Source organism: Streptomyces sp. NPDC043896 (assembly GCF_056435605.1).
On the sequence record NZ_JBWKEE010000018.1, the window covers coordinates 141,308 to 157,054 of the forward strand.

13 protein-coding genes and 2 tRNA genes are annotated in these 15,747 nt (G+C 71.1%); 4 read left to right on the forward strand and 11 right to left on the reverse strand.

The genetic code is table 11. From position 1 onward, the window contains the following. Positions 1–152 precede the first annotated feature (152 nt). Complete coding sequence (locus AC069X_RS25170; RefSeq protein WP_478731638.1) at positions 153–755, forward strand: vitamin K epoxide reductase family protein; 603 nt, start codon at positions 153–155, stop codon at positions 753–755. A gap of 75 nt (positions 756–830) precedes the next feature. Here the strand turns inward: AC069X_RS25170 and AC069X_RS25175 are convergent, their stop codons facing one another. Continuing rightward, positions 831–3,452 carry a valine--tRNA ligase gene (locus AC069X_RS25175; protein ID WP_478731640.1) on the reverse strand — a complete coding sequence of 874 codons (2,622 nt, stop codon included), beginning with the start codon at positions 3,450–3,452 and terminating at the stop codon, positions 831–833. Between the two features lie 127 nt (positions 3,453–3,579). On the opposite strand from AC069X_RS25175, the gene AC069X_RS25180 reads away from it, so the two are divergent. Beyond that, entirely contained in the window at positions 3,580–4,590 is a 1,011-nt protein-coding gene (locus AC069X_RS25180) for a hypothetical protein (protein ID WP_478731642.1), read from the forward strand. 65 nt (positions 4,591–4,655) lie between these two features. Here AC069X_RS25180 and clpX read toward each other — a convergent pair whose 3' ends face one another. From clpX to AC069X_RS25205, 5 genes are all read right to left on the reverse strand, one after another. Beyond that, positions 4,656–5,942: an ATP-dependent Clp protease ATP-binding subunit ClpX gene (gene clpX / locus AC069X_RS25185; protein ID WP_007264060.1), complete on the reverse strand. Its 1,287-nt coding sequence runs from the start codon at positions 5,940–5,942 to the stop codon at positions 4,656–4,658. Between the two features lie 153 nt (positions 5,943–6,095). Beyond that, positions 6,096–6,749 carry an ATP-dependent Clp protease proteolytic subunit gene (locus tag AC069X_RS25190; protein ID WP_478731644.1) on the reverse strand — a complete coding sequence of 218 codons (654 nt, stop codon included), beginning with the start codon at positions 6,747–6,749 and terminating at the stop codon, positions 6,096–6,098. 103 nt (positions 6,750–6,852) lie between these two features. Further along, on the reverse strand, positions 6,853–7,470 hold the full coding sequence (locus AC069X_RS25195; RefSeq protein ID WP_249766033.1) for an ATP-dependent Clp protease proteolytic subunit: 618 nt from the start codon (positions 7,468–7,470) through the stop codon (positions 6,853–6,855). Between the two features lie 285 nt (positions 7,471–7,755). After that, positions 7,756–9,135, reverse strand: a complete 1,380-nt coding sequence (gene tig, locus AC069X_RS25200; RefSeq protein ID WP_478731647.1) for a trigger factor — start codon at positions 9,133–9,135, stop codon at positions 7,756–7,758. Positions 9,136–9,314: 179 nt separating this feature from the next. Continuing rightward, positions 9,315–9,391 (reverse strand) — tRNA-Pro (locus AC069X_RS25205). A 177-nt stretch (positions 9,392–9,568) separates the two neighbouring features. On the opposite strand from AC069X_RS25205, the gene AC069X_RS25210 reads away from it, so the two are divergent. Continuing rightward, positions 9,569–9,639, forward strand: a tRNA-Gly gene (locus tag AC069X_RS25210). A gap of 119 nt (positions 9,640–9,758) precedes the next feature. Here the strand turns inward: AC069X_RS25210 and AC069X_RS25215 are convergent. The 5 genes from AC069X_RS25215 to AC069X_RS25235 form a co-directional block, all read right to left on the reverse strand. Then, positions 9,759–9,953, reverse strand: coding sequence for a hypothetical protein (locus tag AC069X_RS25215; protein ID WP_249766035.1), 195 nt, complete (start codon positions 9,951–9,953; stop codon positions 9,759–9,761). Positions 9,954–10,117: 164 nt separating this feature from the next. Next, entirely contained in the window at positions 10,118–10,582 is a 465-nt protein-coding gene (locus AC069X_RS25220; RefSeq protein ID WP_478731649.1) for an HD domain-containing protein, read from the reverse strand. Next, complete coding sequence (locus tag AC069X_RS25225; protein WP_478731651.1) at positions 10,579–11,964, reverse strand: pyridoxal phosphate-dependent decarboxylase family protein; 1,386 nt, start codon at positions 11,962–11,964, stop codon at positions 10,579–10,581. The genes AC069X_RS25220 and AC069X_RS25225 overlap by 4 nt, the downstream gene beginning before the upstream one ends. A 406-nt stretch (positions 11,965–12,370) precedes the next feature. Next, positions 12,371–13,129, reverse strand: a complete 759-nt coding sequence (locus AC069X_RS25230; RefSeq protein ID WP_478731653.1) for an ABC transporter ATP-binding protein — start codon at positions 13,127–13,129, stop codon at positions 12,371–12,373. A gap of 118 nt (positions 13,130–13,247) precedes the next feature. Next, complete coding sequence (locus AC069X_RS25235; RefSeq protein WP_478731654.1) at positions 13,248–14,390, reverse strand: SpoIIE family protein phosphatase; 1,143 nt, start codon at positions 14,388–14,390, stop codon at positions 13,248–13,250. A gap of 117 nt (positions 14,391–14,507) precedes the next feature. On the opposite strand from AC069X_RS25235, the gene AC069X_RS25240 reads away from it, so the two are divergent. After that, a complete protein-coding gene (locus AC069X_RS25240) occupies positions 14,508–15,743 on the forward strand; it encodes a GNAT family N-acetyltransferase (protein WP_478731656.1) in 1,236 nt (411 codons plus the stop codon). Positions 15,744–15,747 lie beyond the last annotated feature (4 nt).

Below are 15,747 nucleotides of genomic sequence, written 5' to 3' on the forward strand. Positions count from 1 at the left end.
TCGGTGGTCGGGGCCCGGTATCCGATCGGCGGGTCGGACATATGAAGTGATATGCGGCACTCCGGTTGTCTTCGGATCAGGGCCCAAAGCCCCCGCCGGAAGCGACCTTCCGCCCTCCCCGCGCCCGATCCGGCCGCCGTAGCGTCGGCAGAATGACCACCCCCGCCCCCGGGACCGCCGGAGCCACCGCCCTCACCCCCGACCGGTCCGCCGAGGCCCGCCGCACCGGCCTGCTCCTCCTCGTCGGCGGCCTCATCGGAGCCCTCGCCTCCGGCGTCCTGGCCTACGACCGCATCCGGACCCTGGAGGACCCCCTCTTCACCCCCGGCTGCGACATCAACGCCGTGCTGAGCTGCGGCGACGTGATGACCGCCTGGCAGAGCGAGCTGCTGGGCCCGCCCAACGCCCTGCTCGGCCTCGGAGCCTTCGCCGGGCTCGCGGGCCTGGGCCTGGCACTGGCGGCCGGGGCCCGGCTGCCGCGCCGGCTCTGGCAGGGGCTGTGGGCCGCCGTCACGGCCGGCTTCGTCCTCACCCTGTGGCTGATCGGCCAGTGCCTGTACGTCATCGGCGCGCTCTGCCCGTGGTGCACGGCCGTCTGGGCGGTGACGATCCCGGTGTTCTGGTACGTCACCCGGCACCTGACCCGCCCCGGCTCCCCGCTGCGGGCCCTCCCCCACTGGCTGGTCCCCGTCGCCCTCTACCTGGCGGTGGCCGCGCTCGTCGTGACGCGCTTCGGGACGAACCTGCTGCTCTGAACGCGCGAAGGCCCCCGCACCGTCCGGGACGGTGCGGGGGCCTTCGTACGTCGTACCCCGTACGCGGCCAGGCGGCTACGCGGCGGGGAGCCCGGCCAGCTGCGCCTGGATCCGGGCGATGTCCGCCTCGGCCTTGGCGAGCCGGCCCTTGATCTTGTCCACGACGTTGTCGGGGGCCTTGGCCAGGAAGGCCTCGTTCCCCAGCTTCGCCTCGGCCTGCTGCTTCTCCTTCTCGGCCGCGCCCAGGTCCTTCGTCAGGCGCTTGCGCTCGGCCTCGACGTCGATGGTGCCCGACAGGTCAAGCGCCACGGTGGCACCGGCGACCGGCAGGGTCGCGGAGGCGCTGAAGGCGTCGCCCTCCGGCTGGAGGCGCAGCACCTGGCGGATGGCCGCCTCGTGCGCGGCCAGCGACGTAGCGGACAGGTCGAGGCGCGCCGGGACCTTCTGCTTGTCGTCGAGGCCCTGCTCCTTGCGGAAGCGGCGGACCTCGCGGACCAGGTTCTGGACGCTCTCGATCTCGGCCTCGGCGGCCTCGTCGCGGAAGCCGCTGTCCTTCGGCCAGTCGGCGACCACGAGGGACTCACCACCGGTCAGCGTGGTCCACAGCGTCTCGGTGACGAACGGGACCACCGGGTGCAGCAGGCGCAGCATGACGTCCAGGACCTCGCCGAGGACCCGGCTGGAGACCTTGGCCTGCTCGCCGCCCGCGAAGAACGTCGTCTTCGACAGCTCGACGTACCAGTCGAAGACCTCGTCCCACGCGAAGTGGTACAGCGCCTCGCTGAGCTTCGAGAACTGGAAGTCGTCGTAGTAGCCGTCGACCTGCGCGATCGTCTTGTTCAGCCGGGAAAGGATCCAGCGGTCGGTCGCCGACAGCCGCTCGGCCGGCGGCAGCTCGCCCTCGATCGTGGCGCCGTTCATCAGCGCGAAGCGCGTGGCGTTCCAGATCTTGTTGGCGAACTTGCTGGACGCCTGGACCCAGTCCTCGCCGATCGGGACGTCGGTGCCGGGGTTGGCGCCCTTGGCCAGGGTGAAGCGGACGGCGTCGGAGCCGTACTTGTCCATCCAGTCGAGCGGGTCGACGACGTTGCCGAAGGACTTCGACATCTTCTTGCCGCGCTCGTCGCGGACCAGGCCGGTCAGCGCGATCGTCTTGAAGGGGACCTCGCCGTCCATGGCGTACAGGCCGAACATCATCATCCGGGCGACCCAGAAGAAGATGATGTCGTGGCCGGTGACCAGGACGTCGGTGGAGTAGAACTTCTCCAGGTCCGGGGTCTTCTCCGGCCAGCCGAGCGTGGAGAACGGCCACAGGCCGGAGGAGAACCAGGTGTCGAGGACGTCGGTGTCCTGCGTCCATCCCTCGCCGGTGGGCGCCTCGTCGTCGGGGCCGAGGCAGACGACCTCGCCGTCCGGGCCGTACCAGACCGGGATGCGGTGGCCCCACCACAGCTGGCGCGAGATGCACCAGTCGTTGAGGTTGTCGACCCAGTCGAAGTAGCGCTTCTCCATCTCCACCGGGTGGATCGCGACGCGGCCGTCGCGGACCGCGTCACCGGCGGCCTTGGCGAGGGTCTCGACCTTGACCCACCACTGGAGCGAGAGACGCGGCTCGACGGTGGTGCTGCAGCGCGAGCAGTGTCCGACGGAGTGCAGGTACGGGCGCTTCTCGGCGACGATCCGGCCCTGCTGGCGCAGCGCGCCGACGACGGCGGAACGGGCCTCGAAGCGGTCCAGGCCGAGGAAGGGGCCGTGGACGGTGATGACACCGTGCTCGTCCATGATCGTCATGTTGGGCAGGTTGTGGCGCTGCCCGATGGCGAAGTCGTTCGGGTCGTGCGCCGGGGTCACCTTGACGCATCCGGTGCCGAACTCCGGGTCGACGTGCGCGTCCGCGACGACCGGGATCGAGCGGTCGGTGAGCGGCAGCTTGATGAGCCGGCCCACGAGGTGCTTGTAGCGCTCGTCGTCGGGGTGGACGGCGATGGCGGTGTCACCGAGCATCGTCTCGGCGCGCGTGGTGGCGACGACGAGGGAGTCCTCGCCCTCGCCGTAGCGGATGGAGACGAGCTCGCCCGCGTCCTCCTGGTACTCCACCTCGATGTCGGAGATGGCCGTCAGACAGCGGGGGCACCAGTTGATGATGCGCTCGGCGCGGTAGATCAGACCGTCGTCGAAGAGCTTCTTGAAGATGGTCTGGACGGCCTTGGACAGGCCCTCGTCCATCGTGAAGCGCTCACGGCTCCAGTCGACGCCGTCGCCGAGGCGGCGCATCTGGCCGAGGATCTTGCCGCCGTACTCTTCCTTCCACTGCCAGACGCGCTCGACGAACTCCTCGCGGCCCAGGTCGTGGCGGGACTTGCCCTCCTCGGCGAGCTGCTGCTCGACCTTGTTCTGGGTGGCGATGCCGGCGTGGTCCATGCCGGGCAGCCACAGGGACTCGTAGCCCTGCATGCGCTTGCGGCGGGTCAGGGCGTCCATCAGCGTGTGCTGGAAGGCGTGGCCCAGGTGGAGCGAACCGGTGACGTTCGGCGGCGGGATGACGATCGTGTACGGGGGCTTCTCGCTCGCGGGGTCGGCCGTGAAGTACCCACGCTCTACCCAGCGCTCGTAGAGCTTCCCCTCTACCTCGGCCGGCGCGTAGGCGGTCGGCAGTTCGGAGTCGGGGCTGCTGGGTGTCTGCGTGTTCTCGGTCACGGGCACAGTTTAGAGGCGTAACGGTCCGGTATTGAAACCGGTAATCCAGGGGCCCGGGTCCCCCCGGGCACCCGCCGTCGGCCAGGATGTGTGAAACGGATAAGCACACCTCACAGGGGGACGCGGGATGAGTTACAACCAGCCGGGGCCTTACGGCCAGCAGCCGCAGCAGCCGGGCCCCTACGGGCAGCAGCCCCCGCAGCAGCCGAACCCGTACGGCCAGCCCGCCCCGCAGCCCGGCTACGGCTACCCCCAGCAGTCCCCGCCCCCGCCCCCGTCCTACCCCCAGCAGCCCGCGGCCCCCGCCTACCCCCAGCAGGGCGGCTACCAGACGCCTCCCCCGCCCCCGCCGGCGCCGCAGCCCGCGTACGGCCAGCAGCCCCCGCCGCCCCCGCAGCCGGCGTACGGCGGCTACCAGACGACGCCGCAGCAGCAGCCGTCGTACGTCCCCCCGCCGGCGCCGCCGAAGAAGTCGAAGGCCGTGCCGGTCATCGCGGCGGTCGTGGCGGTGGCCTTGATCGGTGGAGGCGCCTGGTGGTTCCTCGGCGCCGGCGGCTCCGTCTCGGACGACACGAAGGGCTACAAGCTGGTCGCGCCGGAGTCGGTGGGCGAGTTCCAGAAGAACCCGAAGTACCAAGAGAAGCCCATGAGCGACAAGGATAAGCAGGAAGCCGAGTCCGTCGGCATCAAGAACCCCACCCAGGTGGGCATGAGCTACATCGCCGGCGACCCGAAGAACCCGCTGACGCAGAAGGGCCTCACCTTCAGCGGCCTTTACGGTGAGATCGCCGACCCGGAGAAGTCGGTCGACGCCTACTTCGCCATGTTCAAGATGAACGCCGCGCAGAACAACGACAAGTCGACGGTCGAGCTGGTCGGCACCCCGAAGGAGATCACGCCCGACGGGTTCGATGGCGCCGTGCTCAAGTGCCAGGAGATCAAGGCCACTCCGAAGGACCCGAGCAAGGGGATCAAGGAATTCATCCTGCCCGTCTGCATCTGGGGCGACTACAGCACCCTGGCCGCGGTCAGCGCCAACGACGCGGCCTCCATCCTGGCCAGCAAGCCGGGCTACACCCTGGAACAGGACGCGGAACTCGCCGCGCAGCTCTACAAGTCCGCCCGCGTCAAGAAGTAACCGCGCGCACTCGCACGGAAGGGGCGCTCCCGACCGGGAGCGCCCCTTCTCGTATGCCCTTGCCGCTACGCCGACTTCTCGTGCGGGCCCTGGTCCTTCGGGACGATGCGCGGGACCAGCGTCGGGTTGACGTTGGAGCGGACCACGTCGGCGGTGATGACCACGCGGGCCACGTCCTTGCGGGACGGGACCTCGTACATCACCGACATCAGGACCTCTTCCATGATGGCGCGCAGGCCGCGCGCGCCCGTCTGGCGGAGGATCGCCTGGTCGGCGATGGCCTCCAGGGCCTCGCGCTCGAAGTCCAGCTCGACGCCGTCGAGTTCGAACAGCCGCTGGTACTGCTTCACCAGCGCGTTGCGCGGCTCCACCAGGATCTGGAGGAGCGCCTCGCGGTCCAGGTTGTGCACCGAGGTGATGACGGGCAGACGGCCGATGAACTCCGGGATCATCCCGAACTTCACCAGGTCCTCCGGCATGACCTCCTGGAACTGGTCGCTCGCCTCGATCTCGCGCTTCGAGCGGATCGTCGCGCCGAAGCCGATGCCCTTGGCGCCCGCACGCGACTCGATGATCTTCTCCAGGCCGGCGAAGGCGCCGCCCACGATGAAGAGCACGTTCGTCGTGTCGATCTGGATGAACTCCTGGTGCGGGTGCTTGCGACCGCCCTGCGGGGGGACGGACGCCGTCGTGCCTTCCAGGATCTTCAGCAGGGCCTGCTGCACGCCCTCCCCGCTCACGTCGCGCGTGATCGACGGGTTCTCGCTCTTGCGGGCGACCTTGTCGATCTCGTCGATGTAGATGATCCCGGTCTCGGCCTTCTTGACGTCGTAGTCGGCCGCCTGGATCAGCTTGAGCAGGATGTTCTCTACGTCCTCGCCCACATAGCCCGCCTCCGTCAGCGCCGTCGCGTCGGCGATGGCGAACGGGACGTTGAGCATGCGGGCCAGGGTCTGGGCCAGCAGGGTCTTGCCGGAGCCCGTGGGGCCCAGCAGGAGGATGTTGGACTTCGCGAGTTCGATCGCGTCGTCACGGCCCTGCGCGCCGCCGTTCTCGCCGGCCTGCACGCGCTTGTAGTGGTTGTACACCGCGACCGAGAGCGCCTTCTTCGCCGGCTCCTGGCCGACGACGTAGCTCTCCAGGAACTCGTAGATCTCACGGGGCTTGGGGAGTTCCTCCCACCGGACCTCGGAGGTCTCCGCGAGTTCCTCTTCGATGATCTCGTTGCAGAGGTCGATGCACTCGTCGCAGATGTACACACCGGGTCCTGCGATGAGCTTCTTCACCTGCTTCTGGCTCTTTCCGCAGAACGAGCACTTGAGCAGGTCGCCGCCGTCACCGATGCGTGCCACGAGGTGCTTCCCCTTCGCCTGGGAGACGCCTGGTTCAGCGCTCCTGGTGCCTCATATCCGACGGTACCTTGCCGGGGGCCCCGTTCGGGGCCCCCTTGACGCGGTTCACATCGCGGGATTCCGCCATGCCGCCGCGCCAACTGGTGGCAAGGATCAGACCGCGTTCATCTTGCGGGTCGAGACGATCTGGTCGATCAGGCCGTACGCGAGCGCGTCCTCGGCCGTGAGGATCTTGTCGCGCTCGATGTCCTCGCGGATCTTCTCGATCGGCGTGGACGAGTGCTTGGCCAGCATGGACTCCAGCTGGTCGCGCATGCGCAGGATCTCGTTGGCCGCGATCTCCAGGTCGGAGAGCTGCTCGCGGCCGGTGCCGCCGGAGGGCTGGTGGATCAGCACGCGGGCGTTCGGCAGGGCCATGCGCTTGCCGGGGGTGCCGGCGGCGAGCAGGACCGCGGCGGCGGAGGCCGCCTGGCCCATGCAGACCGTCTGGATGTCCGGCTTCACGAACTGCATCGTGTCGTAGATGGCCGTCAGCGCGGTGAAGGAACCACCGGGGCTGTTGATGTAGATCGAGATGTCGCGGTCCGGGTCCATCGACTCCAGGCACAGCAGCTGCGCCATCACGTCGTTGGCGGAGGCGTCGTCGATCTGCACGCCGAGGAAGATCACGCGCTCCTCGAAGAGCTTCGCGTACGGGTCGTACTCGCGCACACCCTGCGAGGTGCGCTCGACGAAGCGCGGGATGACGTAGCGGTTGTCGACCTGAGGGCCGGAGTAGAGGCCGCTCGCGGAGAGGTTGTTCTGCATCTGGGTGTTCACCGTCCTGGTGGCGTTCTGCGGGCTGTGGGTGCCTGGGTCGGGCGGGCGGGCGCAAGGGTCCCCGTACGGGACCCCGTGCGCCGGGCCGGGATCAGGCCCCGGTGCCGCCGCCGCCCGGGACCAGGGACGCGGCGGAGATGATCTCGTCGATGAGGCCGTAGTCCTTGGCCTCCTCCGCCGTGAACCAGCGGTCGCGGTCGCCGTCGCGGATGATCGCCTCCACGGTCTGGCCCGAGTGGTGCGCGGTGATCTCCGCCATGCGCTGCTTGGTGCGCAGCAGGTACTGGGCCTGGATCTTGATGTCCGAGGCGGTGCCGCCGATGCCGGCGGAGCCCTGGTGCATCAGGATGTCGGTGTTGGGCAGCGCGAAGCGCTTGCCCTGCGCGCCGCCGGTGAGGAGGAACTGGCCCATGGAGGCCGCCATGCCCATACCGATGGTGACGACGTCGTTCGGGATGTACTGCATGGTGTCGTAGACCGCCATGCCCGCCGTCACGGAGCCACCGGGGCTGTTGATGTACAGGTAGATGTCCTTCTCCGGCTCCGCGGCCAGGAGGAGGAGCTGCGCCGTGATCTTGTTGGCGATCTCGTCGTCGACCTGCTGGCCGAGGAAGATGATGCGTTCGCCGAGCAGCCGGTTGTAGACATGGTCGCCGAGGCCGCCACCGATGGACGGCTCACCCGCGGCGTAAGGCTTCAGATTCGTCACGTATCCACCTGCTCGTCTCCGACGGCCACATGCCGTCTCAGCGTCTCGTTCTGGGGCGCGGACCTACCGGGGGGCGATGCCCGCGGCGTCGGGTACTCCCGTGCCCTCGTATTCATGGACCCTAACGCGCAGGTAGGACAACGCCATCCCGCTTCCCGAACTGTTCGCTCGGAGCGCAAGCTCGCGAGCGGTCCGCGAGGGCACGCGCAAGGGCCCGGACGCGGCTGCGTCCGGGCCCTTCGGGGCACTGCTCAGGGGGCTCCGTAAGGGGGCCTCCCCGGGGTGTTACTTGGCCTCGGTGTCACCCTCGACGGCGGCCTCGACGACCTCGGCGGCCGTCTCGGTCTCGTCCTCGTCGTCCGAGAGGTCGACGGTCTCACCGTTGGTGTCGACGACCTTGGCGGCCTCGACGACGACCGCGAGGGCCTTGCCGCGGGCGACCTCGCCGACCAGCATCGGGACCTGGCCGCCCTCGACGACGGCCTGGGCGAACTGGTCGGGGGACATGCCGGAGGACTGGGCACGGCGCATGAGGTGCTCGGTGAGCTCCTCCTGGTTGACGCCCAGCTTCTCCTTGTTGACCAGCGCGTCGAGGACGAACTGGGTCTTGATGCCCTTGACGGCCTGCTCGGTCGTCTCGGCGTCGAACTCCTCGACCGTCTTGCCCTGGATCTCGAGGAACTTCTCCAGGTTCAGGCCCATCTGGCCGAGCTGGTGGTGCTCCAGGTTGTGCTTGCGGGTCTGGACCTCGTCCGCGAGGAGCTTCTCGGGGATCGGGACCTCGACGAGCTCCAGCAGCTTCTCCAGGACGCGCTCCTGGGCCTGCGTGGCCTGGTCGTACTGCTTCATGTTCTCGAGGCGCTTGCGGCTGTCGGCCTTCAGCTCGTCGAGGGTGTCGAACTCGCTCGCCATCTGGGCGAACTCGTCGTCCAGCTCCGGCAGCTCGCGGGCGGAGACCTTGGTGACCTTGACGGTGACCTCGGCGTCCTTGCCCTCGGCGGAGCCGCCCTTCAGCTGCGAGGTGAAGGTGGCCTCGCCGCCGGCCTCGAGGCCCTTGACGGCCTCGTCGATGCCGTCGAGGAGCTCGCCCGAGCCGATGGTGTAGGAGACGTCGGTGGCGACACCGTCCGCGAGGACCTCGCCGTCGACCTTGGCCTCGAGGTCGATGGTGACGACGTCACCCTCGGCGGCGGCGCGCTCGACGTCCTTGGTGGACGCGAAGCGGCCGCGCAGCTGCTCGACGGACTTCTCGACGTCCTCGTCCGAGACCTCGACCGCGTCGACCTCGACCTCGATGCCGGAGTAGTCCGGGATCTCGATCTCGGGGCGGACGTCCACCTCGGCGGTGAAGGTCAGCAGCTCGCCGTCCTTCAGCTCGGTGATGTCGACCTCGGGCTGGCCCAGCGGGTTCAGGTCGGCCTCGTTGACGGCCTCGGTGTAGAACTTCGGGAGGGCGTCGTTGACGGCCTCCTCCAGCACCGCACCGCGGCCGAAGCGCTGGTCGATGACGCGGGCAGGGATCTTGCCCTTGCGGAAGCCCTTCACCGTGACCTGCTGGTTGATCTTCTTGTACGCCGCGTCGAGGCTGTCCTTGAGCTCCTCGAAGGGCACCTCGACAGTGAGCCGAACCCGAGTCGGGTTCAGGGTCTCCACGGCGCTCTTCACGGTTCGGTCTCCTTGTGGCTGACTGCTGGGGGTTCTGCCGGAACGCTGCGATTCAGCGGTCTCGGCGGATTCGGCCCGGTACATCAGACACACGGGCACGCAGCTTGCATAGTAACCGCAAGCGGCAATCAGCCCACAACGCGATCTTGGCGAACGATCCCTGTGGCGGGCGGTACTGGTGGTCGGGGTGGCCGGATTCGAACCGACGACCTTCCGCTCCCAAAGCGGACGCGCTACCAAGCTGCGCCACACCCCGTCGGTGCGACACGTAGGGTACATGCCCGGAGACCCTCCGACGCCCCCGGTTTTCCCGGCGGGCGCACGCGCGCGCGGAGCGGAGCCCGGCACTCCGGGAAAGCCGTGTGCACTCCCCCCGCGCGACCCGCTAGGATGCTGTCCGTGCCGCGGTCCACGGACCGGCGGCGCGCGTGTTGCGGGTGTAGCTCAATGGTAGAGCCCTAGTCTTCCAAACTAGCTACGCGGGTTCGATTCCCGTCACCCGCTCTCGATGACTCGGGGCCAGGCCGGAGATCTTCTCCAGGACCTGGCCCCGAGTCGTTTCCGCGCCGCGCGCCCGGGCCCGCTACCGGCCACGGCCCCAGCCGCAGCCGCAGCCGCAGCCCTCAGAGCTTGATGCCCGCGATGGTGTCCGCGAGGGAGTTCAGGAAGCGGTTGACGTCCGGGGCGATGGAGCTGGACGCGAGGAAGAAGCCGAAGAGGACCGCGACGATCGCGGGACCGGCCTTGATGTGCTTGCCGCGGATCAGGATCACCAGGATGATCGCCAACAGAACCACCACTGACAGCGAAATGGCCACTACTGATCACACCTTCGGTCGTCCCCTGGCCGGCCCGGCGCGCGCGGCGTTGCGCGCCCCACATGCACCATCCTCCCACCAACCGGGCCCCGCTATCCGCCTCGTGACGAATCGCCAACCCGCCTTTTCCGTCAAGCCCCCACGCAACGGGCACATTTCGGACGTCAGGGTGCGGGCGGCGCGGTGATGCCGAGCAGGGAGCGGACGTACGCGTACTTCGCGGTCAGCCGGTCGCGGGTGGGCGCGTCCAGTACGGACAGCCGTACGGGGTCGGCGTTGTGCGCGAGGTCGGCCTCCTTGACCAGGAGGGCGCCGGGCGTGGCGAGGACGCGGGACGCGTACTCCTCCAGCGGTTCTCCAGGGCGCTTCGTCAGGGCCAGGACCATGGCCTTGACCTCCTCCGGGAGCGCGGCCGCCGCGAGCTGCTCCGGGCTGAGCGCGTCGTCCTCGACGGAGTCGTGGAGCCAGGCCGCGGCCTGCTGGGCGGGGCTGCCGCCGCGCAGGCGGACGCCCTCGGCCACGGCCGCGAGGTGCTCGGCGTAGGGCCGGCCGGCCTTGTCGGTCTGGCCCTCGTGCGCGGAGCGGGCGAGGGCCTCCACCTCGGCCAGGGTCAGGGGGCGGTCCGTCATCCGATCTCCTTCACTGCCGTGCCCAGGGCCTCGGCGGCCCGGCGTACGTCGGCCTGCGTGGTGCGCCAGTTGGAGAACGCGGCGCGCAGGCCGGGGGTTCCCCCGAGGACGGTGGGGGTGACGAAGACGTCGGCGGCGACGGCCTCGCGCAGGGCGGTCAGCCGTTCGGCGGTGGGGGCCTCGGCGAGGGTGAAGCAGACGACGTTGAGGCGGACCGGCGCCAGCAGCCGGAAGGCCGGGTCCCGGTCGAGTTGTTCGCCGAGGGAGCGGGCGCAGGCGATGTCCCGTTCGACGATCTCCCGGTGGCCCTCGCGGCCGTAGGCGCGGAGGGTGAACCAGGCGGCGAGGGCCCGCAGCCGGTGGGAGTTCTCCGGGGTGAGGTGGACGAGGTCGGGGTCGGCGCCGAGGGGGCCGAGGTAGGCGGCGGAGTTGGCGAAGACCCGGGTCTGGAGGTCGCGGCGGCGGGTGAACTGGACGGCGCTGTCGTAGGGGACGTTGAGCCACTTGTGCAGGTCGACGCAGACGGAGTCGGAGGCGTCGAGCCCGTCCGTGAGGTGGGCGTGCTCCGGTGAGAGGGCCGCGAAGGCGCCGAAGGCGGCGTCGGTGTGGAGCCAGAAGTCGTGGCGGTCCTTGAGCGCGGCGACGGCCCGCAGGTCGTCGAAGTCGACGGTGTTGACGGTGCCGGCGTTGGCGACGACGACGGCCGGGCCGGGCGTGTCGGCCAGGGCCCGGTCGAGCGCGTCGGGGTCGACGGCCTCCCGGCCCGGGAGGGTGGGCACCTGGACGAGGGCGGCGCGGCCGAGCCCGAGGACGGAGAGGGCCTTGGCGATGGAGGAGTGCGGGGCGCCGGAGAGGACCCGGACGGGGCCGAGGGCGGCGACGCCGTCCTGGGCCGGGGAGACGCCGAGGCGTTCGCCGAGCCACTCGCGGGCGATGGCGAGGCCGGCGGTGTTGGACATGGTGGCGCCGCTGACGAAGGTGCCGGTGTGGGCTTCGGAGAGGCCGAAGAGCTCGCGCAGCCAGCCGGCGGTCTCGCGTTCGAGGTGCTGGCCGGCGCCGTCCATGGCGGAGTTGGAGTTCTGGTCGTGCACGGCGGTCAGCCAGTCCCCGGCGAGGGCGGCGGGGGTGGCGCCGCCGGTGACGAAGCCGAGGTAGCGGGGGCCGGCGGAGGCGGAGAGGCGCGGGGCCCAGCGGGTCCCGAAGTCGGCGAGGGCGGCTTCCGTGCCGGTGCCGTGCGCGGGGAGCGGCGCCGGCGGCGGGGCGCCCTGCGGCGGTACGACGGGGCGGTCGTCCAGGGTCTTGAGGGTTTCGGCGGCGGCGCGGCGGGTGGCGTCGAGGAGGGCGGGGAGGCGGGCGAGGTCGGCGGCGAGCGTGCGGTCCATGCCGGGACGCTAGCCCCCGCGGCCCCCGCCCGGACGGGCCAATCGCCCCCAAGTGGCCTCCCACCGCCGCCGCCCTGGCCGGGACCCGAGACGCCGCTGCCCTGGCCGGGCGGGGTGGGACCTCCTCCCTGGCCCAGGCGGGCCGGCCCGGCCCGGCCGGGTGGGCCCGGCCGCTGCCGTGGCCGGCTGCGCCGGTGCCGCTGCGCGGGGCGTGTCCCCTACCCGCCCTTCCACCGTTCCCCGGGCGCCGCCCGGACCCGCCGCCTCACACGCCGGCGGGGCTGGATTTGGCTGCGCTGGGCTCGAATGTGCCGCGTCGGCGATTGAGGCGGCGGGTCCGGGCGGCGCCCGTGTACGACCCACCCGCCCCAGGCCGGAGAACCGGCCCCGGCCCGCACCCGGGGGGTCAGAAGGCGGCGGCCATGCGGGAGGCGATCGTGGCGGCGGGGGTGCGGGGCAGGCGGTCCGCGATGCGGCCGTCGGCGAGGAAGAGGACCTCGTCGGCGTGGGCGGCGGCCGCCGGGTCGTGGGTGACCATGACGACGGTGGCGCCGAGGGAGTCCACGGCGTCGCGGAGCAGGCCGAGCACCTCCCCCGCCGTCGTGGTGTCGAGCGCGCCGGTCGGCTCGTCGGCGAAGACCACGTCGGGCCGGGTGACCAGGGCCCGGGCGATGGCGACCCGCTGCTGCTGTCCCCCGGACAGCTCCGCCGGGCGGCGCCGTCCCTTGCCCTCCAGGCCGACGCGCGCGAGCAGTTCGGCGGCGCGCGCCCGGTCCTGGCGGCCGCCGCCGAGGCTGAGCGGGAGCAGGACGTTCTGCTCGACGGTGAGCGAGGGCAGCAGGTTGAAGGCCTGGAAGACGAAGCCGAGGCGGCTGCGGCGCAGCTCGGTGAGCTCGTTCTCGCCCATGGAGCTGATCTCGGTGCCGCCGAGCCGGACGGAGCCCTCGGTGGGGACGTCGAGTCCGGCGGCGCACTGGAGGAAGGTGGACTTGCCGGAGCCGGAGGGCCCCATCACGGCGGTGAAGCTGCCGCGCGGGAGGGTGAGGTCGATGCCGCGCAGGGCGTGTACGGCGGTGGCACCCCGGCCGTAGACGCGCCGTACGCCGCTCAGCTCCACGGCGGGTCCGGTCTGCGCGTCGTGCCGCCTGGTCCGCCTCAGCCCCATGGTGTGCCGCCTTCCCTACCGGTGTCCGTTGGTGTTCCCGACGCTACGGATCCGGGTGCGGGCGCGGCCATGGAGCGGCCCGGCGGGCGGCGGGTGGGGTAAACCCCACCCCGGCGGGTCAGGGCGAACGGCGGATGAGGAGGAGGGCGCGGTCGTCGTTGACGTCCTTGGCGACCTTCTCGATGAGGTGCCAGGCGGCGCCGTCCCAGCCGGCGGCGACGTAGCGGTCGGCTTCGCCGGTGAGCCGGTCGATGCCTTCGCTGATCTCGCGGTCGGCGGTCTCGACGAGTCCGTCGGTGAAGAGCATGAGGACGTCGCCGCGCCGCAGGTTGCCGCGGGCGGGTTCGAATTCGGCGCCGTCGTAGACGCCGAGCAGCGGGCCTTCTCCGGCGACCTCCTGCCAGCGTCCGGTGCCGGCGGAGAGCTGGAGCGCGGGGAGGTGGCCGGCGGACAGCAGTTCGTAGTCGCCGGTCTCCAGGTCGAGGACCAGGTGGATGGAGGTGGCGAAGCCCTCGTCCCAGTCCTGGCGGAGCAGGTAGCCGTTGGCGGCGGGCAGGAAGTCCTGGGGCGGGAGGGCGCCGAGGAGGCCGCCGAAGGCGCCGGAGAGGAGGAGGGCGCGGGAGCCGGCTTCCATGCCCTTGCCGGAGACGTCGGTGAGGACGACCTCCAGGGTGCGGCCGCCGTTGGTGCGGGCGGCGACGACGAAGTCGCCGGAGAAGGACTGGCCGCCGGCCGGGCGCAGGGCCATCTCGCGGTGCCAGCCGCGGGGCAGGGCGGGGAGCTTGCTCTGGACCCGGATGCGTTCGCGCAGGTCGAAGAGCATGGTGCCGCCGCGTCTCCAGGGCACGCCGACGCGGCTGCGGAACTGGGCGATGACCAGGCCGAAGAAGCCGCAGGCGGCGACCACGAGCACGGTTCCGGGGGTGACCCTGGCGGGTCCCTGGGTGTAGGGGCCGAGGACGAGGGCCTCGACGATCAGGGCGGCCGCGGCGGCGGCGTACAGGCCGAGGAGGCTGGCGGGCCGCAGCAGGAGGCCGCCGGCGACGATGGGCAGGACGAGGGCCGACGGGGAGAACCAGACGGGCATCAGGAGCGTGCCGCAGGCTATGGCGGGCACGGTCAGGAGGAGGCCGGCGAAGGCCAGCCAGTCGGAGGCGTCGCCGCGGAAGTAGTCGACGGCGGATTTGCGCAGCGCTGTGCGGGCCCGGTGCGACAGCATGCGCATCCGGGCCGAGAACGTTTCCACGCGTGCTCCGGCCATTGCTTCGGGACCATATCCATCCTGGCTGTGACTGCGCAGGGGGACCCCCGGACCAATGGCGCTTCGCGGGGCGAAAACCCTTCGACTGCGGCGGACCACCCGCGTGAGGATGACCGCATGCCTCTTGAGATGCGGGTTTTGAAGCGGAATGAGTGGGATGTCTGGTTCGATCACCTGGAACTGGCGTTCGGCGGCGTCCCCGAACCCGCCGAGAGCCGTGAGCTGTTCCGCTCTCTGACCGAAGTCGACCGCTCCCTCGGGGTGTGGGACGGCGAGGACTGCGTCGGCTCGGCGTCGGCCTTCGGCTTCCGCCTCTCCGTGCCGGGCGGGGCCCTGGTGCCGGTGTCGGGCGTGACCATGGTCGGTGTCGCGCCGACCCACCGCAGGCGCGGGGTGCTCACCTCGATGATGCGGCGCCAATTGGACGACATCCGTACGGGTGAGGAGCCGATCGCCGTGCTGACGGCCTCGGAGCCGGAGATCTACGGCCGCTTCGGGTACGGCACGGCCGCGTACTCCATGACCGTGGACGTCGACACCACCCGGGTACGGCTCTCCGTGCCGCCGGGGACGGACGGGGTGCGGCTGCGCCTCGTCGACCCGGAGAAGTCCCTCGCGGACTGCGAGCGGGTCTACGCGGCCCTGGTCGCGGGCCGGCCGGGCATGCTCGCCCGGCAGCCGGGCTGGGAGCGGCAGGCGCTGGTGGACGCACCGGAGCACCGGGACGGGGCGTCGCCGCTCACATGCGTGGTGGCGGAGGACGAGACCGGCGCGGTGACCGGGTACGCGCGCTACCGGGTCAAGCCGGACTGGGAGCCGGCCGGCTCGGACGGCAAGGTCGAGGTCGACGAGGTGCACGCGCTGGAGCCGGCGGTGTACGCGGCACTGTGGCGCTACCTCTTCGAGATCGACCTGACCTGGCGCGTACGGGCGTACAAGCGGCCCGTGGACGATCCGCTGCTGCACCTGGTCAGCGACATCCGGCGGACCCGGGCGACGCAGCGGGACGCGCTGCACCTGCGGCTGGTGGACCTGCCGGCGGCGCTGGAGGCACGGGCGTACGGGGCCGCGGTGGACGTGGTGATGGAGGTCGAGGACGCGTTCTGCCCGTGGAACGCGGGGCGGTGGCGGCTGACCGCCGAGGGTGACGGGGCCGCGCGGTGCGTGCCGTCGGCGGACGCCGCCGACCTGGCGCTGTCGGTGCGGGAGCTGGGCTCGGCGTACCTGGGCGGGGTCACTCTGGCCTCTCTGGCTGCGGCCGGGCGCGTGCGCGAGCTGCGTGCGGGGGCCCTGCGGGAGGCCTCGCGGGCCTTCGCGGGCGACGTCGCGCCGTGGCTCCCGCACGGCTTCTAGCCGG